This is a genomic window from Rhizobium sp. Leaf453 (assembly GCF_001425605.1).
GTDB lineage: Bacteria > Pseudomonadota > Alphaproteobacteria > Rhizobiales > Rhizobiaceae > Pararhizobium.
Window position 1 is genome coordinate 369,368 of record NZ_LMRG01000023.1, and the last position, 22,026, is coordinate 391,393.

The window sequence follows — 22,026 nt, forward strand, 5'->3', positions numbered from 1 at the left end:
GCCCGCTCCGGCGATGCGTGGCGTCAATCACGGAATCCCCAAGGCTCACGGTAGCGTGCAACAAGTTTAAGCGATCGATCCGGCATGACCATGTAGGTCTCCTCAATCCGCTCGCCGAAGGGGCCGTAGAAATTGTTGTGCAGCGTGCTGCCGACCGGCGCTTTCTTGAGCTTGGTGCGGGGCTGGCCGTTGTAGGTGATGCTGCCGGGTATGGGCTCCAGGCTGTTATACGGCGTCGGCGCGACGCAGGCTGTCAGAAACAGGGCGGAAAATGCCGTAACGACCATGAATTTCATCGTCGAACTCCCTTTGGGACGATCATATCCCTCACAACCAGAATTTAGCGCGCCAGCGGAAATTTTCCAGTCTCGCGATCGTTCAGAGACGGAAATCCGCTGCTTGTGCCGAGCTTGCGCCGCCGTCGGCGTTGCCCTTGCGAATATCAGCGAATCAGCAAGAATGAATATGGGAGGTTTTACGGGGACTTGATGCCATGAAACGTAAACTCCTTGCCTCCATTTTTCTTGTACTTCTCGCAGACACGACTTTTGCGGCCGCCAAGGGCGCGCGCGAAGATATCATGGAAAAGATTGCCGACGTGGTCGCTTTTGCCCGGGTCTGTCCCGCGCTTGAAATGGACACCGTCTCCGTCACGACCATGGCTATCAGCCAGAAGATCGGAAAATCCAACCGCGACTACGACGTGATCGATGCCATGGCCAATGCCCGCGAGGGGGCTATCCGGCGCGGCAATGCCGAACTTGCCTGTGAAACGGGAAGGCAACAATATGGTCCCGGCGGCAACGCTCTGCCGGGTCTGCTGCGAGAGCGGTAAGACCGCCCGGCCCCTGGCCTGTTCCGGCAGCATCACAGCTCGCTTTCCGCAACTGCGGCAGTTTCCCATGCTGGAAACGGTCGTACATGCTCCTATGTCTCCGACGGGTGGGCCTCGACGGATGAGGCGCTGACATTTATGGCGCAAGGGAGAGGCAATCATGGCGGATACGCGCCAGATATGTACGCCGGATGAGGTTCTCACATTCTGGTTCGACGAATTGCGTCCGCAGGACTGGTTCGAGCCGACTGCGGAGGTGGATCTGCAGTGCGATCGTCGATTTCGTGAGACGCATCTCGCGCTGGCGGCGGCCATTTCTCCATATTGGCGTGATACAGCGGCCGGCCGGCTGGCAGCGATCATTGTTCTCGACCAAATTCCGCGCAACATCTATCGCGGCACGGCCCTGGCATTCGCGACCGACGGTCTGGCGCTTCGCGAGGCGCGGTTCGCCCTGGATGCTGGAGCCGACCTTGACGTTCCGGTGGATCAACGACCCTTCTTCTATCTTCCGTTCGAACATTCGGAATATCTTGCCGACCAGGTTGTCTCTGTGAAGCTCTTTACCGAGCTACGGGATGCCGAGCATCTCGATTTTGCCATAAGACATTGCGAGGTCATTCGACGGTTCGGTCGCTTTCCGCATAGAAATGCAGCTCTCGGACGTGTTTCCAGCAGGGCGGAAATCGATTTTCTGTCCCAGCCGGGGTCTTCGTTCTGATAGTTTCGGGGCGAGCTTTTGCATCTGGTGGCACCTCGTCCTAAGGAGCAGCCAGCAGTTTGCGGCATTTCGATTCCTTGAGAGCGGCCGACGGCAGGAAAAGGATACTTGAATACCGATGATGTCTAAAATCGCCTCCGCCTTTCTGTCGTTGTGGATGGTTGCCGTGTCGCTGCCCGTCATGGCGCAGCAACAGCAACCACCTGCGAAAACTGCCGAACAGCCGGCAACGGAGGTGGCCAGCCCACAGGCCCAGGCTGCCCAGCAGCTTGAAGAAGCGCGCAAGAACGTGGCGCGGCTGACCGATCTGGTGGCGCGTGCGAAAGACGACGACAATCGCCTGGCAGAACTGAAGGTGGAGGTCGATGCGGCTGCCAAGCAGATCATCGCCACGTCTGTTGCGACTCGTCCGCGACTGGACGAGATCAAGAGCCGCCTGACGGAGCTGGGTGATCCGCCGGCGGAAGGTGCACCACCGGAAGCCGATGTCGTAGCGCAGGAGCGCAAGCGACTGGCGGCAGAGCGGGGCGAAATCAATGCACTGACCGGCACGGCGGAAGATCTTTCCATTCGGGCGACCAAACTGTCGAATGGCATCACCGCGACACGACGCGCCCTTTTCAGCAACACGCTGCTCAAGCACACCGAACTCGATCGGTCCATGGTGATCGACGCCATTGCCGCCATCGATACCGAGCGGCGCGCATTCGTGCGCACCGTCGGGAGTTGGCTGGGGTTCGCCTGGAATTTCAAGCGAATCCAGCTGCTGTCTGCGATCTTCCTGTCGCTGTGTGCAGCCCTGCTTTTGGCTGCGGTAACGCGGAAACTGTTTTTCCCACTCATCCACCGCGAGGTTTCATTCGATGAACCGGGCTATATCACCCGGCTGTCGGTGGCATTCTGGTCGACGATGATTCCGACATTGGCGACAGGTGTCTTTGCTGCGACGAGTTACTTTTTCCTTCAGGCCTTCAAGGTTCTCAGGCCGGACATTGCGCCAATCGTCTCGATTCTGCTCGCGATCTCCGTTGCGCTGGTCTTCGTTTCGACGCTGGCGAATGCTGTCCTTGCACCAAAGGAAAGCGGGTGGCGTCTGGTTCGGGTGTCGGATCGCGGCGCCCGGTTGCTGGTTGTAGCCATCATTGCCATGGCGGTTGTCAACGGCCTCGACTATCTGGCGGGTACGATCAGCGAAGTAATGGGCTCTCCGGTTGTCTTTACGGTCGTGAAAAGCCTGATCGCCACAGTCATCATCGGATTCATCTTGATGGCGATGGCACTGATCAAGCCGATCGTGCCGCGCGGCGAGATGCTCGATGGGCAGGGCAAGCCATGGCCAAGAGCGGTTTCACTGCTTTTCGTTCTGACGGGCGCCGCTCTCATTCTGTTGACTCTGTCCGGCTATGTTGGTCTCGGCCGCTTCATTGCCACTCAGATCGTCATGACCGGCGCCATCCTGGTGACGATGTATATCGGCATCCTGACGGGCAAGGCTGTTGCCAAGCAGAACGCTCTTGCCGACACCGTGGTCGGCCGACGGCTCGAAAAGCGGTTCGGACTTGAACAGGTGGCACTCGACCAGGTCGGTCTGGCTGCAGGTCTCGGCATCTATGCGATGGTCGTCGCATTTTTCATCCCGCTCATTCTCCTTCAATGGGGCTTCAAGATCGCCGATATCGAATCCTGGGCCTACAGGATTTTTACCGAGATCAAGATCGGCAGCATAACCATTTCGATCGTCGGCATCCTGGCGGGAATATTGCTGTTTGCCGGCGGTTATGTGGTAACGCGCTGGTTCCAGCGCTGGCTCGATGGCAGCGTCATGGCGCGCAGCCGCATTGATGCCGGCGTGCGCAATTCTGTCAGAACCGGTGTGGGCTATCTCGGTGTCGGTCTCGCGGGTCTTATCGGTGTCTCGGCAGCGGGATTCGATTTATCGAACCTGGCGCTTGTCGCCGGCGCGCTCTCCCTCGGCGTCGGTTTCGGTCTGCAGAATATCGTCTCGAACTTCGTCTCGGGCCTCATTCTTCTTGTCGAGCGGCCGTTCAAGGTGGGGGACTGGGTGGTGACCGGGACGACCGAGGGTTTCGTCAAGCGGATTTCGGTGCGCGCGACGGAAATCGAGACCTTCCAGCGTCAGACGATCATGGTGCCGAATTCGCTATTCATCAACGCGTCGGTGGGCAACTGGACGCACAAGAACAAGCTTGGCCGTTCCGACATTCCGGTCACCGTCAGCTACAACAGTGTTCCGCGGCAGGTCATGGATACGCTGCTGCAGATCGCCGCCAGCCATCCGCTCGTCTTGAAAAACCCGGAGCCACAAGCCGTTTTCGCGGCTTTCGGCGAGGCGACGATGACATTCGAGTTGCGGGTCTATCTCGCCGATATCGTCAACGGCAACGGCGTGCGCAACGATCTTCGGCTCGCCATCTACGAGCGGTTCCGGGAGGAGGGGCTTGGTGCTCCATTCCCGGCGGATGTGCTGGAACCGGAGCCGCTGCCGCCGGGACCTGAGGCGGACGCGCTTGCGCAGCAGGCGGAAATGGCGGGGCCTCCCGAGCCGATTGCAGCCGAGGAAGCGGTCAAGCGCAGCGGAACGCAGCGCCGCCCGCGCAGGGTTTCGGTGGACGCAGCAGGCGACAAGGGGTGAGCGGCGTCGGCAAAAAAATCCGCTTCCCGATGCGTCAATTCGTGGACTGTCCGGCTCTGGTCGTGCAGCATGATAAGAATGTCGTAGACAGGCTCTAATCGCGACGGAGCACGCTCTAAATTCGCGTTCAATATTCAATCAGGGTTCCACGAAATGGCAGAATTTCCTCAGAAGGCGAAGGTCGTAATCATTGGGCTCGGCGGCATCGTCGGTGCGTCGATCGCGCATCACCTGATCGAGCGCGGATGGGATGATATCGTCGGCATCGACAAGTCCGGCATTCCGACGGACATCGGATCGACGGCACATGCATCCGACTTCTGTTACACGACCAGCCATGACTATCTCTCTGTCTGGACCACCCAGTATTCGATCGATTTCTACGAGAAGATGGGGCACTACGCTCGCATCGGCGGCCTGGAAGTGGCGCGCACCGGCGATGACACTTGGATGGAAGAGATCAAGCGCAAGCTGTCGTCCGCCAAGGCCTTCGGCACCCGCGCACACTATGTCTCGCCGTCCGAGATCAAGGCCATGTTCCCGCTGATCGAGGAAGATCAGGTCATGGGCGGCATGTTCGATCCGGATGCCGGCCTCGTCATCCCGCGCTCGCAGACGGTCGCCGGAAAGCTGGTCGATGCTGCTGAAAAGTCGGGCAAGCTGCAGATCTTCGGTAACACGCCCGCGACATCGCTGATCGTCGAAGGTGGCCGTATCAAGGGCGTCGTCACCCATCGCGGCACGATCATGGCCGATCACGTCATCGTCTGCGCCGGCATCTGGGGCCGCCTGATCGCCGAAATGGTCGGTGAAGACCTGCCGGTCATGCCGGTCGACCATCCGCTGACCTTCTTCGGCCCGTACAACGAGTTTGAAGGTACCGGCAAAGAAATCGGCTATCCGTTGCTGCGCGACCAGGGCAACTCCGCCTATATGCGTGACACGGGCGACCCGAAGACCACCGAAGGCGGCCAAATCGAGTGGGGCTATTACGAGCAGCACAATCCGCGCATGTGCCATCCGCGCGACATTCTCGAAAAGCACGAGGCGCGCCTGTCGCCGTCGCAGCGCGACCTCGACATGGAACAGATTCTCGAGCCGCTTGAAAAGGCCATGGAACTGACGCCGATCCTCGGCGAACTCGGCTATAATGAAGGCCATTCGTTCAACGGCCTGTTGCAGGTGTCTGCCGCCGGCGGTCCGTCCTGCGGCGAGAGCCAGAAGGTGCGCGGCCTCTGGTATTGCGTCGCCATCTGGGTCAAGGACGGCCCTGGCTACGGCAAGCTGATTGCTGACTGGATGACCGACGGCCGCACCGAGATCGACCACAACTCGATCGACTATTCCCGCTTTTATCCACACCAGCTGACGGAAGAGTTCATCGAAGGACGCTCCTACGAGGCCGCCCAGAAGATCTACTTCCCGGCCGTCCATACCCGCGAACCCTATGCGACGGGCCGTGGCGCCAAGCGCTCGCCCTTCCACGAGCGTGAAAAGGAACTCGGCGGTTACTTCATGGAGCTTGGTGGGTGGGAGCGTGCGCATGGCTATGCTGCCAACGAGCACCTGCTTGAAAAGTATGGCAACCGCGTGCCGGTGCGTGAGAACGAGTGGGACAGTCGCCACTTCTGGCGCGTCTCGAATGCCGAGCATCTGGCGATGAGCGAGGATTGCGGTATCGTCAACCTCTCCCACTTCCACATGGTCGATATCGAAGGCCCGGATCACGTCGAGCTGCTCGAATGGCTTTGCGCCGCCAAGATCGGTGGCGATGCGAATATCGGCAAGGGCATCTATACCCACTTCCTCGACGACGAGGGCATGGTGCGTGCCGACTTCACCGTCTTCCGCATGGCTGACCGCTGCCGTTTGGTGAACGGTGCCGACGCCGGTCCGCGTGACTTCCATTACATGAAGCGCGTCGCACAGGATCGTGGCCTCGATGTCACCATCACCGACACGTCGGAAAAGTACATCACCATCGGCATCTGGGGACCGAATGCCCGCGATACGCTGAAGAAGGTCGTCAAGGATCCCGCCGGTCTCGATATCGAGAACTTCGCCTTCGCTGCGATCAAGCAAATCGAGATCGCCGGCAAGAATGTTTCGGCCTTCCGCATTTCCTATGTCGGCGAGCAGGGCTGGGAACTTCACATGAAATACGAAGACGGCCTGGCTGTCTGGGACGCTTTGCGCGCCACCGGCGTCATGGCGTTCGGCGTCGAGACCTATGCAAACTCGCGCCGCATGGAAAAGAGCCTTCGCCTGCAGAACGGCGACCTGCTCACCCAGTATAACCTGATCGAGGCCGATCTCGCGCGTCCGAAGGTCAAGGAAGCCGATTTCCGCGGCAAGGCCAAGCACCTGGAATACAAGGCGCGTGACCACCAGCCGGCCATGCTCTGCACTCTGGTCATGACGGAAAACACCGACGCCAACGGCGTGAAGCGCTATCCCGTCGGCTCGATGCCGGTCATGGATCCGGAAACCGGCGAGGTTCTGGTGGATGAACTCGGCCGCCGCTCCTACACGACGTCTGTCGCCTACGGCCCGACCATCGGCAAGAACATCGCGCTGGCCTATCTGCCGCATGCCTATGCCCAGGAAGGCCGCAAGCTGAATGTCGAGTATTTCGCCGAGACCTATCCGGTCGAGGTGGTGGGCGTGGGCTACAAGCCGTTGTACGACCCGGAAAACCTCAAGCCGCGCAGCTAAGCCGGTCAGGTTCATTCAGTCGAAAAAAAGCGCGCTGGCCGGATCGGCTGGCGCGTTTTTCATTTCGGATCTCCGCTGCGACCCGATTGTGTTTTTCGGGCGCCTTCAACTCATTCAGCCTCTATTCAGCCGCTCCATCATATTTTGCATGCAATTCTTCCAACGTCGGATAATCTGATGTCGGGCAGAAGGGGGCTCGTCCTGTCCGGGTATGTCGCCTGGATGCACGGGTCGCCAAAAGGGGCAGCGCGGCGTCGCTGAATGGCAATGAAGACTTTTGTCAGTGCATGCGTTTTGACAATCATCGCGGCTTTTCCGGCCTGGTCCGCCAACGTGACCAACAAGGATGGAGAGGCGGCCGTCCTCGTGATTGTCGAGGGCGAAAATCGCATGGAGGTCGCCATCAGCGCTGGCGGCACGGAATCGATCTGCCCGAGCGGCTGTTTCATCACCACCCCGAGTGGAGACCGTATCGGTCTCCAGGGTGACGAGACGCTGGAAATCGTCAACGGATCGCCTGTCGTAAAATAGTGTCGCAGCGGGCAGTTATTGCCCGTTTCGCTCCGGTATTATTTCAGCAAGCGATTAACCACTGCGAAAACCTTTCTGCGTAGCTTGACCCTAGGGGACAATCTTTTCAGATAGGCGATCTATGTCATTTTTTGGCGTGTCCGGAATGTACTATTCCGGTGAATCCTTGCAGCAGCACCGCATTGTGCTTGCCGAAGATTCCAATCTTTTCTCGGCCATGGTCTCCAAGAGACTGAAGGAACTTCTCGATATCGACGTCATCGTCTGCCGCGATTACGACGACCTGCAGTTCGCCGTCGAGAATGCATCCTTTCCGGCCACGCTTGCTATTTCCAACATCAACCTGCCGGGCGCTGAAAACGGCGAGGCTCTGTCCTATCTCATCGACATGAGCATCCCGACAATTGTCTTCACCGGAACATTCCAGGAAAGCACGCGCGAGACGATCCTTGCCAAGGAACTGGTCGACTACGTGATCAAGGACAGCGTCTTTGCGGTCGACATGCTGGCTGAATCCGTCTGCCGCTTCCTCACCAACCACCAGCATCACGTGCTGATCGTCGATGACAGCCCGACGGCGCGTGCATTGCTGACAACGCAGTTGAAGCGCTATAATTTCCGCACAAGCTCGGCCGAAAGCGGCGCTGCCGCGCTCGACCTCTTGAAGAAGCACCCGGATATCGGCCTGGTCATCACCGACTATAACATGCCCGATATCGATGGTTTCGAACTGACACGCCGCATCCGCGGCGCCTACGGTCCGCACCAACTGCGCATCATTGGCGTATCGTCCTCGGCAAACCGCTTGCTGTCGGCGCGCTTCCTGAAGGCGGGCGGTAACGATTTCATGCTGCGACCCTTCGTCAATGAAGAGTTCTACTGCCGCGTCAATCAAAACCTCGATACGCTGACAAAAATCCAGACTTTGAGCACGAAAATCGCTCGAAAAGCGTGAAATCCATGCTGTTTTGCTAATTTATACGCTTCGGCGGCTGGAAATGTGACATTTTTGAGTATCCAGCCGCCAAATTCATCATTTTGCCTGACGACTTAACCAATTCGCAACGGCAAGTCGTTTGAATACATCGACGGGAAAACGGATAGCGTTCTGCGGGGGCAGATTCGGTATCCGATAAAAAGATAAGTATCTGAGAGCCAGCGTCCAGGACCAGGAAACGCCTAAGGCTCACTACGGGATTAACGGAACGTGGGTTTTCGGAAAGCGCCGGGGCGGGGGAACGACCTGCAGAAGCATTCGGGCAAACGAATGCTTCTGATCGAGGATTCCCGCATGTTCTCGACAGTTCTCAAACATGGCTTGGAGACGGCGCACGGTATCGACGTCACCCATTGCCCGTCGCTGACGGCGCTCAAGCGCGCCGTCGAGAGTGGCGGGGACTATTCGCTGGCGGTTCTCGACCTCAACTTGCCCGATGCGCCAAATTGCGAAGCCCTCGATTATGTGATCGCGCACGGTATTGCGGCGATCGTCTTCACAGGCTCGTTCAACAACCAGACGCGCGAGGATATTCTTTCACGCAAGGTCGTCGATTGCGTCATCAAGAGCCAGCCCGATTCCATCGGTCACGTCATTAGCGTGGTGGACCGGGCGCTGACCAATGTTCGGACCAACGTGCTTCTGGTCGATTCCGACGATGCTTCCCGTGGTGACCTTCTGGCACTGCTCGAACAGCAGCAGTTCAACGTCGTACAGGCGTGCGCCGGGGCGGAGGCTCTACAGGCACTCGACAGCAGCGATGCGATCGATGTTGTCATCACCGATGTTGCGCTCTCAGACATGTCTGCCTACACCCTGCTGGCCGAAATCCGCCAGCGGCATGGGGAGGACGCTGTCAGTGTGATCGCGCTTGCCGCTGGTGACGATCGCCAGCACGCCGCTCGCTTCCTGCAATGCGGCGGCACGGAATTCATCCAGAAGCCTTTTCTGGTGGAAGAGTTCAACAGCCGGGTTTTCCTGGTCGCCAATATCCAGAAGCGCATTCAGGCTCTGCACAGCATCGCCGCGCGCGACTATCTGACCGATATCTACAACAGGCGCTATTTCTTCCAGTCTGGTCCCAGGCTCGTGGAGCAATGTCTGCGGCGTGGCGAGACGACGTCCATTGCCATCCTCGATATCGACCACTTCAAGCGCCTCAATGACACGTATGGACATGAAGTCGGCGATCTCGTGCTCAAGGCTGTCGCGAAGCGCCTGAAGGTGACTGTCGGCGAGGAGCATCTCTTGGCGCGTCTCGGTGGCGAGGAGTTCGGTGTTCTGTTTAACGGGCTTGATGCCGCCGCCGCGCATGAATATTGCGAAACGCTGCGGCTCGATCTCGCCAGAACGAAAATTACTGCGGACGACGAGGAACTGTCGGTCACGGTCTCGATCGGTCTTGCGACCATCGAAAGCCTTGAATCCTTCGAAAACTACCTCAACGCCGCCGATCAGTTCCTCTACATGGCGAAATATGACGGCCGCAACCGGATCGTCTCGGAACTGACGCTTCTCAAATCCATGGCGTCCTGAACGCGAAAAAGGCGACCGATCGGGCCGCCTTCGCATTTCGTTATTTCCTGAATTGGCTCAGCGAACCGTTTGTAGCGTCAGTTTGCGCTCGGCACGCTCCTGCTGCGGCGAACGGTTGTAGAGTTCGCGATAACACTTGGAGAAGTGCGAGGCCGATACGAAGCCGCAGGCAACCGCGACCTCGACGACCGGCATGGCCGACTGGACGAGAAGGTGGCGTGCGCGGTCGAGCCGGATTTCCAGATAGTAGCGGGCAGGGGAGCGGCCCATTTCCTGGCGAAACAGGCGCTCGATTTGGCGGCGCGACAGGCCGGCGCTGTCAGCGATTTCGAGAAGAGACAGCGGCTCGGACAGATTGCCTTCCATCAGTTCGATAATCGACAGGACCTTGGCATTCTGTACGCCAAGGCGGGCGCGCAGCGGCAGGCGCTGGCGGTCATGTGGGCCGCGGACACGGTCGGTGAGCGCCTGCTCGCAGACGCGGTTGACGAGGTTTTCGCCGAAATCCTGATCGATCAAGTTGAGCATCATGTCGAGCGAGGCTGTGCCGCCGGCGCAGGTGTAGATATTGCTGTCGATTTCGTAGAGGTCGGCATAGACATCGACCTGCGGGAAGCTCTCGGCGAAGCCCGGCAGGTTTTCCCAGTGGATCGCGCAACGCTTACCGGTCAGGAGGCCGGCCGAGGCCAGCACATGGGCGCCCGTACAGAGGCTGCCGACCGAGACGCCGCGATTGTAGACTTCGCGCAGCCAGGCATTGACCGATTTGTTGTTGAAGTCCTCGACATAGATGCCGGAACAGACCAGCACCATGGACGGACGGTTTTCGCCACCGAGAAACTTGCGCTCGTCGGCAAGCGAGGTGTTTACCTCGAGGCCGATGCCGCTCGAGGACAGGACCTGCGTGCCGTCCGTCGAGGACAGACGCCAGGTATAGGCTTCATAGCCTAACATGCGGTTGGCGATGCGGAGCGTTTCGATGGCAGCCGAAAACGGCAGCATGGAAAAGTTCGGCACGAGAAAGAAGACGAGAGATCGCTTTTTGGTCAGTGGCTTGTTCATCGAAGGTTCCCAGCACCGCAGATGTCGCATTTGTCACGTGGAAAAGCGTCATCTGGCTTTCCTGATTACGACATTCGCATGGACGGCTGCGACTGGGAAGAAATAAATGTTTGCGACACACCGGGTGCTGCCGCCGAAAGTGGCGTATGCCTGCGAAAACGCCCAGTATTTTGGCTGTAAGCGACGAATTTGTCGCATTCTACATCGCGGGTGTGACGTGTGACATTTGTCGGCGATTTATCTCGGCGGTTCCGGTTTTCAGTTTGCGACGTTTTGCGATTTCCGTTCTGTGTCGGAAACAGGCCATCTGCGTCATGTGTTGATGCTGCTGTTTCCAAAAATCAAAAAGGGCATTCCGCCATCATGGCAAAATGCCCTTTCATGCGTGGTCTGCGTCTTTGGGACAGGCAGGATCGTCACCCGCTTTTGCCGGTGCCGGATCGTTCATCGTGTCGGCGCGTCCTTGTTGAGCATGTCGGCCGAGGGAAAGCCGATATCCTTCAAGGCGTCGTAGGACAGGCCTTCGAGTTCGCGTTCGGTCCGGTAGCGCTTCCACGATGCGACGGCGCGCGAACGCAGGCTGACGATGGCAGAAGCAACGGACGAGCGTCCGGTCTGCGGTGAATGTTCCAAGCTGAAGAATGCCATTTTCCTGGTTCCTTTTGGAGTGAGGGCTTCAAAAGGTCGCGACCATGGAAAGAGTAATGCGCCTGACCCATTCATCATTCAAGCGAATATAATTGATCTCATGCATCAAGGAATATGATGCTTCTCGCAGACAGAATTTCCGTCGCGTTGACTGTGCAGCAAGGGAAGGACATGCTGTCCAAATAGATTTCCCTGGTATTTTTTGCTGGCATTGCCGCAAGCGCCACATGGAGGCGCTTGCGAAAAAAATGAGAACCATTGCGAGTTTTAGATCAGGAAATCATTCGATCCTGTCGCTGGTGAGGCCCATGAGATGGTGGTCCAGTCTCCGTCCAGGGCATCCATGGCATGATGCGTGTCAAGAGCAGACTGAGTGGCTGCGAGACCAAGCACATCGATCGTGTCGTCTTCCGGGATGAAGAGAGACGCCGGAAGCATCTTTGCGTCGCCTACCTTTCCGGAGGAGTCGCCGAAGTGGAAACTGTCCTGTTCCGACGGAGGCTGGAAGCCGCCGCCGGTGCCCTTGCTGGCTTCGACGACATCCGTGACGGTGATGGTGAATGTTTTCGTCGCCGCGAAGCCATCGGCGTCCTTCACCTCGACCGTGATCGTATCGCTCTTCACTGTTTCGTAGTCGATCGCCTTTGCAACCTGCAATGTGGTGCCGGACAGCTTGAACAGCCCGCCGGCGGTGTCCGTGAGCTTGTAGCTCAGCGCCTTTCCTTCTGGATCGATGGCGGAGAAAGTGCCGGCGGTTTTCCCGATCGCCGTGTTTTCCGCAACGGTCGTTTTGGAAAGGGTGATTGCGCCTGGCGCTTCATTGACGTTTTTGATCGTAACGGCAATGGCCTGTGTATCTGTCAAGCTGCCATTGTCTGTCACCTTGACGATGACATCATAGATATTGTCAGCGCCACCATCCTTCTTCGTTTCGAAATCCGGTGCCGACTTGAAGGCGAGGGCTCCGGTCGTCGCGTTGATCGTGAACAGCGAGGCATCGGCGCCACCGGACAGAGCGTAGGTGCGTGTTGCTCCGGTGTCCGGATCAGTCGAGGTCACCGTCGTGACCGCTGTCGTGTTCTCGTTGATCGAGACGCTTGCGGTCGCACCGCCGCCATTGGACGTAATGGTGGGGGCTTCGTTGACATTGGTCACGGTGACGGCAATTGCCTGCGTATCCGTCAGGCCGCCGTCGTCTGTGACTTTGACGACGAGGTCGTAGATATTGTTCGTGCCGGCATCCTTCTTCGTTTCGAAATCAGGTGCCGACTTGAAGGTGAGGGCGCCGGTCGTGGCATTGATGGTGAACAGCGAAGCATCCGCACCGCCCGAAATGGCATAGGTTCGGGTCGCGCCTGCATCGACATCGCTGGAGGCGACGGTGGTAACGGTGGTCTTGTTTTCCGCGACGGAAATGCTGGCGGTGCTGCTACCGCCATTCGAGGTAATACGCGGCGCCTCGTTGACATTGGTGAGCGTGACGGCGATTGCCTGGCTATCCGTCAGGCCGGTGTCGTCTGTCACCTTGACGACAAGGTCGTAGATATTGTTGCCACCGGTGTCCAGTTTCGTCTCGAAGTCCGGCGCTGCCTTGAAGGCGAGGGCACCGGTCGTGGCATTGATGGTGAACAGAGCTGCATCCGCGCCACCGGAGATCGTATAAGTGCGTGTCGCTCCGGCGTCCTGATCCGTGGCGGTAACGGTGGTGACCGCCGTCTTGTTTTCGGCGAGCGAAATGCTGGCCGTGCCGCCGCCGCCATTCGAGGTGATCGTCGGTGCCTCGTTGACATTGGTGATCGTCACGGCAAGCGACTGCATATCCGTCAGGCCACCATCGTCGGTCACTTTGACAATAATGTCGTAGATGTTGTTGGTGCCGGCATCGAGTTTTGTCTCGAAGCTGGGCGCTGCCTTGAAGGTCAGCGCACCGGTCGCGGCGTTGATCGCAAACAGCGCCGAATCGGCGCCGCCTGAGATCGCGTAAGTCCGTGTCGCGCCGGCATCGACATCACTGGAGGCGACGGTCGTGACGCCCGTCCTGTTCTCGGCAATGGAAATGCTGGCGCTGGTGCCGCCGCCATTGGAGGTGATGCGTGGCGCTTCGTTGACATTAGCGACGGTCACTGCAAGCGCCTGCGTGTCGGACCCGCCGATCGAGATCGCCTTGACGATGACGTCGTAGGTATTGTTGGTGCCAGTGTCCGTCTTCGTTTCGAAATCCGGTGCCGCCTTGAAGGTGAGTGCGCCGGTTGTCGCGTTGATCGTGAATTTGGACGCGTCGGCGCCGCCCGAGATCGAATAGACCCGGGCATCGCCCTCGGGGTCGACGGCAATGACCGTCGTGACGGCCGTGCTGTTTTCCGCCACCGAAACCGCCGCGGTTGCTCCGCCGCCGTTCGAAGTGATCGATGGACCTTCCTCGATATTGGTGACGGTCACCGCGACAGCCTGGGTGTCCGTCAGGCCGAAATTGTCGGTAACCCTCACAGTGACGTCGTAAACGTTGTTCGCCCCCGTATCCGCCTTGGTTTCGAAGTCGGGGCCGGCCTTGAAGGTAAGGACGCCGGTTGCGCTGATCTGGAATTTCGAGGCATCGGCACCCGTCAGCGAGAATTTAACGACGCCGCCATCGGGATCCGTGGCCACGATAGTTGAGACCGCAGTCGTGTTTTCGACGACCGACAAGGCGAGGGCTGCGCCGCCATTCGAGGTGATCGTCGGAGCAGCATGGGCAATCGCCGTCGCCTTCAGGTCGATCCAGTCGAGGCCCAGCAGGGTAAGGCTGGTGCCGGCGGCGAAGTTGATGACGGTGTTGGTATGGTTGGTCTGGTCGATCTTGGACAGCAGTTGGGTGAACGAGGTGAAGGTGCTGAACAGTGCGCTCTTCAACGTATCCTTGGTGATGTCGAAATCGGTAATCTGGTCGTTGCCGCCGCTGTAGATGAACAGGTCTGCTCCGAGCCCGCCGGTCAGGCTGTCGTCACCGGCGCCGCCCGAAAGAGTATCGCTGAGATCGCTGCCGCGCAGTGTGTCGTTGCCCGAGCCGCCGGTCAACTCGAAACGTTCGACGTCCGAGAAGCTCATATGCATGTAGCCGAAATAGTCGCCGCTATCGACTGCATTGACTATCGTGCGGTAATAGGTGCCGCCATAGATGATGTCGTTGTTGGCGCCGCTCCAGTCCATGACCAGCGTATCGGTGCCGTCTCCGCCGGCAAAGCCGTGGCCATAGCCCTGCGAGTTGAAGTTGATCTTGAACGTGTCGTCGCCACCGCCGGCGTCGAAGCCGTTGCCGCTGTAGCCCCACGAGCCGACCGAGGTCTTGGTGCTCAGGCGGGCATCTAGAACATCGTTGCCAAGGCCTGTCTTCAATTGCACGACCTCGATGCCGCGCCAGCTGGTTTCCGTGGCGCCGCCGCTATCGACCACGACATTGGCCGTCTGCGTTGCCTGCAGGGCAAGCGAGAAATTCGCCGCCGTCGTCGAGGCAATCTCGGCGATCACCAGGTCCATACCCGCGCCGCCATTGTAGCTGCCCTTGCCGGCCTTGCCTTCCAGCCGGTCGTATCCGGCACCGCCCGAGAGCGTATCATCGAGCGCGCCGCCGATCAGGTTGTCGTCGCCCGCGCCGCCGTACAACTGGAAGCGCTCGACGCTGGAATAGAAGACATGCATGTAGCCGGAATAGTCGCCGGAATTCACCGCGTTGACCGTCGTCCGGTAATAGCCGTCGCCGGCGATGATGCCGTTGGTCGCGGCACTCCAGTCGATCAGCATCGTGTCCGTGCCGTCGCCGCCGGCAAAGCCGTGGCCATAACCCTGCGAATTGAAGTTGACGCGGAACGTGTCATTGCCGGCACCGGCGTCAAAACTGTTGCCGCTGTAGCTCCAGATGCCGACGAAGGTTTTTGCGTCCAGCCGGGTATCCAGCGTGTCATTGCCGGCGCCGGTCGTCAGTTGAACGACCTCAAGCCCCTGCCATGTTGTCTGAATGTCCGTTCCACTGTTGGACGTGACCGCCGCATTCTGCGTGCTCTGTAGCGCCAAGGAAAAATTCTTTCCGGTATCGCTGGCAACGGTCGCAATGGCGATGTCGGTTCCCGCGCCGCCGTTATATGTGCCCTTGCCGGCCTTGCCGTCCAGCCTATCGGACCCGTCGCCGCCGATCAGGATGTCGTCGAGCGCGGCGCCGATGAGATTGTCGTTGCCGAGGCCGCCGGTCAGCTGGAAGCGTTCGACGCTGGAATAATAGACGTGCATGTAGCCGGAATAGTCGCCCGATACGGCGGCATTGACGGTTGTCCGGAAGTATCCATCACCGGCAATGACGTCATTGGTCGCGTCGGCCCAGTCCATCACGAGCGTATCGATATCATCGCCGGCCGCGAAACTGTGACCGGGACCCTGTGAATTGAAGTTGATCTTGAATGTGTCGTTGCCGGTACCAGAATCGAAGACGTTGCCGCCATAGCCATAGATATCGACGCGAGTCTTGGTCGCGAGTTGCGCATCCAGCATATCGTCGCCACCGGCCGTGACCAGATGGACGACTTCGATGCCGCGCCATTTCGTCTCGATGGCGGTGGTGGCGTTGACGGTCGTCGTGGTTGTCAGGGCCGCTTGCAGCGCAAGCGTGAAGTCATTGGTCGCGTCGCTGGCGACATTCGCGATGGCGAGATCCGTGCCGGTGCCGCCGTCATAGGTTCCCTTGCCGGTCTTGCCCTCCAAACGGTCCGTGCCGGCATTGCCGATCAGGATGTCATCGATGGCGCCGCCGATCAGGTTGTCATCGCCCGCGCCGCCGGTCAGCTGGAACCGCTCGACGTTGGAATAATAGACATGCATGTAGCCGGAATAATCGCCGGAATCGACGGCGTTCACGGTGGTGCGGTAATAGCCGTCACCGGCGATGATGCCGTTGTTGGCGCCTGCCCAATCCATCACCAGCGTATCGACACCGTCGCCGGCCGCGAAGCTGTGGCCGTAGCCCTGCGAATTGAAGTTGATCTTGAACGTGTCGTTGCCGGCGCCGGCATCAAACAGGTTACCGCTATAGCTGTGGATGCCGACACTGGTCTTGTTGGTCAGTTGGGCGTCAAGGGTATCGTCGCCGCTGGCGGTGACCAGTTGCACGACCTCGATACCGCGCCACTTTGTTTCGACGCCCGAGCCGCCATTCACCGTCGCCATGGTCGTCATGGCAGACTGAAGCGCAAGGGTGAAGTTGTTGGTCGCGTCGCTTGCGATTGTTGCTATTGCGATATCGGTGCCGGTGCCGCCGTCATAGGTTCCCTTGCCGGTCTTGCCTTCCAGGCGGTCAAAACCGCCGCCGCCGATCAGGATGTCGTCGATTGCGCCACCGACCAGGTTGTCGTCGCCAAGGCCGCCAGTGAGATGGAACCGCTCGACATCCAAGAAGCTCATATGCATGTAGCCGCCATAGTCACCACTCACGGCGGCATCGACCGTCGTGCGGTAATTGGTGCCCTGGTAGATGATGGCGTTGGTGGCGCCGGCCCAGTTCATTACAAGCGTGTCGGTACCATCACCGGCGATAAAGGCGTGGTCGTAAGCCTGGGCGTTGAAATTGACCTTGAACGTGTCGTTACCTGCGCCGGCGTCGAAACGGTTGCCGTTGGCGCCGTGAATGTCGAGGCGGGTCTTGTTGGTGAGGCTGGCATCCAGCGTATCGTCGCCGCCGCCGGAGGTCAGCAAGACGGTCTCGATGCCCTGCCAGATCGTTTCCAGCGCATTGCCGCTATTGGCAGTGACCGGGCCGGTTTGTGTCGCCTGGAGTGCAAGGGTGAAATTCTTGCCGGCTTCGGAAAGTCCCGAGGCGATAACGATATCCGTTGCCGCGCCGCCATTATAGGTGCCTTTGCCGGTCTTTCCTTCCAGCCGGTCGAAGCCATCGCCGCCGATCAGGATGTCGTCGATGGCGCCGCCGACCAGATTGTCATTTCCAGCTCCACCCGTCAGCTGGAACCGTTCGACGTCGGTGAACGCCATATGCATGTAGCCGCCATAGTCGCCGCTGACGGCGGCGTTGACAGTGGTGCGGTAGTTCGGGCCGTTATAGATGATGTCGTTGTTCGCGCCGGACCAGTCCATGACCAGGGTATCGACCCCATCACCGCCGGTGAAACCGTGCTCATAGCCCTGTGAATTGAAATTGATCTTGAACGTGTCGTCGCCATTGCCGGCATTGAACCAGTTGCCGGCAGCGCCCCAGATGTTGACCGCTGTCTTGGTGGTCAGTCGCGCATCGAGCGTATCGTTGCCGTCAGCGGTTGCCAGATGGACGACCTCGACGCCCCGCCACTTCGTTTCCGCATCGGTGCCGGAGTTGACGGTGATTTCCGCAGATTGCGTTGCCTGCAGTGCGAGCACAAAGTTCTTGCCCACGGCGCTTGCGACCGAAGCGATGACGATATCCGTGCCGTCACCGCCCTGGTATTGACCCTTGCCGCCTTTGCCTTCCAGGCGATCCGTGCCGGCATTGCCGATCAGGATGTCATCCAGCGCGCCGCCGACCAGATTGTCGTCGCTCAGGCCGCCGGTGAGCTGGAACCGCTCGACGTCGGTGAACGACATGTGCATGTAGCCGCTGTAATCACCGCTCACGAGGGCGTTGACGGTGGTGCGGTAGTTGGTGCCGTTGTAAATGATGGCGTTGTTCGCGCCGGCCCAATCCATCACCAGTGTATCGGTTCCATCGCCGCCGGTGAAACCGTGATCGTATCCTTGTGAATTGAAATTGATCTTGAATGTGTCGTTGCCGCTACCGGCATTGAACCAGTTGCCGTGGTAACCATGAATGTTGACGGCGGTCTTTGTGTTCAACCGCGCATCCAGCGTATCATTGCCAGCAGCGGTGGCGAGCTGAACGACCTCGACACCCTGCCATTTCGTTTCGATATCGGTTCCGGAATTGACAATGATTTCAGAGGCCAGTGCGTTCTGCAGGACAAGCGAAAAACTCTTAGGCACAGTCGTCGCGATGCTGGCGATGACGATATCGACTTCGCTGCCGCCATTGTACGTGCCTTTGCCGGCCTTTCCTTCCAGCCGGTCATAACCCGCGCCGCCGACGAGGATATCCTCAAGCGCGCCGCCAATCAGGTTGTCGTTGCCCGCGCCACCGGTCAGGTGGAACCGCTCGACGTCGGTGAAGGACATGTGGGCATAGCCGGAATAGTCGCCGCTGTTCACGGCGCTGATTGTTGTCCGGTAGTTGGTGCCGCCATAGATGATGTCGACTGTTGCCAGCGACCAGTCCATGATCAGCGTATCGGTATCGGCCCCGCCTTCGAACACACTGTTATAGGCATTCTGTCCGGCAAGGTTGAAGACGCCGGTATCGTCGCCGTCACCGCCACGCAGCGTGTCGCCGCCACCGATGCCGATCAGCATGTCATTGCCGCCGAGACCCTCGATCAGCTGGGCATTCTGGTTGCCGGACAGGACGTTATCGAGCGCATTGCCGGTCAGATGGACGTTTTTCAGATTGTCGGTGAGGAACAGGTCCTCGACGTCGACGGCCCAGCTTTCGTTGATGCTGAACGTTGGAATGGCGCCGATATTGGAGAAGCCGCCGGTCGCCAGCAGGATCGTATCGTGGCCACCGTCTTCTTCCTCAACGACGCGGTCGCCCGCACTGTCGAAGACATATGTATCGTTGCCGCCCGCGCCTGAAAGCGTGTCGCTGCCGGCACCGCCGTCGAGATAGTCGTTTCCGGCGGTGCCGAAGATCTGATTGTTGAGTGCATTGCCGGTGGCGCTGCGGGCGGCGCCGGTCAGGTGCAGGTCCTCGATATCGGCGCGCTTGCCGTCTGCGTCGGCAAGGGAATAATCGATCGAGGCGTAGATCGTGTCGTAGCCACCGCCGGTCAGGCGCAGGTTTTCGAAGATGACGGTTTGCAGGCTGTCGACGTAATAGGTGTCGTCTCCCAGTTCACCGACCAGGGTGTCTGTCCCGCCGCTAGCAAAGAAGATATCCTTGCCGTCGCGGCCGTAGAAGGCGTTGTCGCCAGCGCCGCCGAAGAAATAGTCGTCGTGGTCGGAGCCGATGGCACCTTCGATATTGACCAACGTGTCAGTATCGTCATCACCGTGATTGGCATGCATCGACGCGACCGTCCTGCCGCCAGCCGTCTTGCCGCTGTCGGAGAGATTGACCACGACATTCATGTAGTCGACCTGGTAGTCAGTGAGGTCAAAGCCGCTACCGCCATCGATATAGTCGTCTTCCCACTGGCCCATGAGGATGTCGTCGTCACCATCACCATAGAGGAAGTCGTCGCCTTCGCCGCCCTGGACGATATCCTTGCCGCCGCCGCCATGCAGCGTGTCGATGCCTTTTCCGCCCAGCAGCGTATCGACAGCGTCGCTGCCGAACAGTTGGTCAGCACCTTCGCCACCGCTGATCGACGAACCGGCATCGCCGGCAATCAGGATATCAGCATGTCCGCTGCCGTAGATTTCCTCGAAATTGCTGACAGTGTCGATAAAGCCATAGCCGTCGATCGCGGTCCCGGCATCAACAGTGATGGAGTCGATGGTGCGTTGGACGCTGCTGAGGTTGACGACCACACGCGCGGGATCGAAGGCATAGGACAAGCTGTCGGCGCCGTCGCCGCCATCGAGGATATCCGCGCCGGACTTCCCCATGATCATGTCATTATCGACGCCGCCATTGATCGTATTGTCAAGCGCATTGCCGGTGATGGTGTCATTGCCGGCAAAGCCGTCATAGGTCACCTGATGCGGCGTGAGTGTCAGGGAATCGGCACCGGACGTGCCGACGTAGAACCGCTCCCACGGAATGACATAGTCCACCTCGATCGTGCCGAGATCGACATCGAAGGTTTCGTCGAACAGGGTGATCTTGGCGAGATCCCAGTCCTTGGAGAAGGAGATCAGCGGTCCCCAGATAAATTCGAAGCCCAATCCCGGTGCCAGGATGGTGTTGGAAACAGAGGCTTTCAGGATATCGAGGGTCAACTGGCCGTTGATGACCAGGCTGGTCAGGTTGCGCAGTTCGCCCGTCAGGTTGAAGCTGGCATGGACGTTGTGGTTGCCGTAGCCGGCGACAGGCGTGTCGAACACGAAATCGTCACCGAGTTCGCCATTGAGCACCTGACCCGTCTCGGCGACGGTCATGGTGACGGAGATCGGATCGGGGGTGAATTCGAACTTCTGGTCGACCCGGAAATTCAGCGACGCCGTCGTGTCGATCAGATCGAAGTTGAAGCCCAGCACGCCACCACCGGGATCGGTGAACAGGGGAACGGAAACACCGAGCGGCGAAGGGAATCCGAAGAAGGCGGCAATCAGGCCGTCGATATCAAGAGCCGCCTGCACGATGTCGATCGTCGATCCCTCACTGAGGAGATCGGACAGGTCACCTTCCAGTTCCTCTTCCGTGTCATTGGTGGTGAGCGGGTCGAGCGGAACGCGCAACAGGCCGGAAATCAGCGAGCCCGGATAGTTGAAGGGGATCGATCCGTTGACGACGTCGCTGAGATTGGCCTCGAACAGCGTGTTGGTCGTGTTCGGCAGGTTGAAGATCTGGTAGGCGCTCGGCAGATTGGCCGTGAAGGAGCCGATGCTGACGCCGGTCGTCGTGTCGAATTGCGCAAAGGCGCCATAGGACATTGTGACATCGAAATGAAAGTTCGCCGGATCCAGTCCGGACGTCACCAATTGGCCGGAGAGCTGCTTGAAGGCGCTTGTGTCGAAATGGACGATGTCATTCAGGGAGAATTCGGGTGAATCGAGAATGTCGGCATCGATCTCGTAGGCGACGCCCATCGTGCCGAGATCCCATTTCAGATGAGCCGCCAGATTGAACATGGCCGCATAACTGAAGCCGATATCCAGCCCGACACTGACGCCGAGGGCGTTGCCGCCGAGGCTGAAGACACGCTGGTCGGCGAAGTTCAGATTGACGAGAGTGTAGGTCTGGTCGATGTTCGGGCTATTCGGACCCCACATCGGCAAATCATCGATCGAAAACGACAGTTGCGTCGTGTCAGTCATGCCCGAGCTCCCCCACAGACTGAAATTATTATTTTTGCATTGCAATAAAATTACTATGAAAGACTTCGTTTACCATGTGTATATCTGTTTTTTAGGAAGAAGTGAAACATCTTCGAGCATCTGCCCAAGAAAATTGCAAAACATAGCTAAAATGGGTGAGGAGAGTGTTTGGAAGGGCAGGCTCACCCGCGCTTCTGCTTTAAATCTCTGCTTTTTCGCGAAAAATAAGCAGATTCACGTTGTGGTCGCGTCAGTGCATCCGATGCGTGTCGGTATTTTTAATCTTT

11 protein-coding genes are annotated in these 22,026 nt (G+C 58.8%); 7 read left to right on the forward strand and 4 right to left on the reverse strand.

The window, feature by feature from the left end:
- Nucleotides 1-23: 23 nt before the first annotated feature.
- The gene (locus ASG68_RS19910) at nucleotides 24-296 is read right to left on the reverse strand and encodes a hypothetical protein (protein WP_062580244.1); all 273 of its coding nucleotides are present in this window, start codon (nucleotides 294-296) and stop codon (nucleotides 24-26) included.
- A gap of 197 nt (nucleotides 297-493) precedes the next feature.
- Here ASG68_RS19910 and ASG68_RS19915 point away from each other — a divergent pair, with 197 nt between their 5' ends.
- The 7 genes from ASG68_RS19915 to ASG68_RS19945 all read left to right on the forward strand — a co-directional run bounded on the left by ASG68_RS19915 (nucleotide 494) and on the right by ASG68_RS19945 (nucleotide 9,988).
- The gene (locus tag ASG68_RS19915; protein WP_062580246.1) at nucleotides 494-835 is read left to right on the forward strand and encodes a hypothetical protein; all 342 of its coding nucleotides are present in this window, start codon (nucleotides 494-496) and stop codon (nucleotides 833-835) included.
- A gap of 160 nt (nucleotides 836-995) precedes the next feature.
- On the forward strand, nucleotides 996-1,556 hold the full coding sequence (locus ASG68_RS19920) for a DUF924 family protein (RefSeq protein ID WP_062580248.1): 561 nt from the start codon (nucleotides 996-998) through the stop codon (nucleotides 1,554-1,556).
- A gap of 118 nt (nucleotides 1,557-1,674) precedes the next feature.
- Complete coding sequence (locus tag ASG68_RS19925; RefSeq protein ID WP_062580251.1) at nucleotides 1,675-4,209, forward strand: mechanosensitive ion channel family protein; 2,535 nt, start codon at nucleotides 1,675-1,677, stop codon at nucleotides 4,207-4,209.
- A gap of 153 nt (nucleotides 4,210-4,362) precedes the next feature.
- A complete protein-coding gene (locus ASG68_RS19930) occupies nucleotides 4,363-6,924 on the forward strand; it encodes a GcvT family protein (RefSeq protein ID WP_062602554.1) in 2,562 nt (853 codons plus the stop codon).
- Between the two features lie 267 nt (nucleotides 6,925-7,191).
- On the forward strand, nucleotides 7,192-7,455 hold the full coding sequence (locus ASG68_RS19935) for a hypothetical protein (RefSeq protein ID WP_082478178.1): 264 nt from the start codon (nucleotides 7,192-7,194) through the stop codon (nucleotides 7,453-7,455).
- Nucleotides 7,456-7,576: 121 nt separating this feature from the next.
- Entirely contained in the window at nucleotides 7,577-8,410 is an 834-nt protein-coding gene (locus ASG68_RS19940; RefSeq protein ID WP_062580259.1) for a response regulator, read from the forward strand.
- Nucleotides 8,411-8,746: 336 nt separating this feature from the next.
- Nucleotides 8,747-9,988 carry a diguanylate cyclase gene (locus ASG68_RS19945; RefSeq protein ID WP_082478212.1) on the forward strand — a complete coding sequence of 414 codons (1,242 nt, stop codon included), beginning with the start codon at nucleotides 8,747-8,749 and terminating at the stop codon, nucleotides 9,986-9,988.
- A gap of 57 nt (nucleotides 9,989-10,045) precedes the next feature.
- On the opposite strand, the gene ASG68_RS33080 is transcribed toward ASG68_RS19945, so the two are convergent.
- From ASG68_RS33080 to ASG68_RS19960, 3 genes are all read right to left on the reverse strand, one after another.
- Entirely contained in the window at nucleotides 10,046-11,050 is a 1,005-nt protein-coding gene (locus ASG68_RS33080) for a GlxA family transcriptional regulator (RefSeq protein WP_062580262.1), read from the reverse strand.
- Between the two features lie 444 nt (nucleotides 11,051-11,494).
- Nucleotides 11,495-11,698 (reverse strand): hypothetical protein, encoded by a 204-nt coding sequence (locus ASG68_RS19955; RefSeq protein WP_062580265.1) that lies wholly within the window; start codon nucleotides 11,696-11,698, stop codon nucleotides 11,495-11,497.
- A 267-nt stretch (nucleotides 11,699-11,965) separates the two neighbouring features.
- Nucleotides 11,966-21,739, reverse strand: coding sequence for a calcium-binding protein (locus tag ASG68_RS19960; protein ID WP_062580267.1), 9,774 nt, complete (start codon nucleotides 21,737-21,739; stop codon nucleotides 11,966-11,968).
- Nucleotides 21,740-22,026 lie beyond the last annotated feature (287 nt).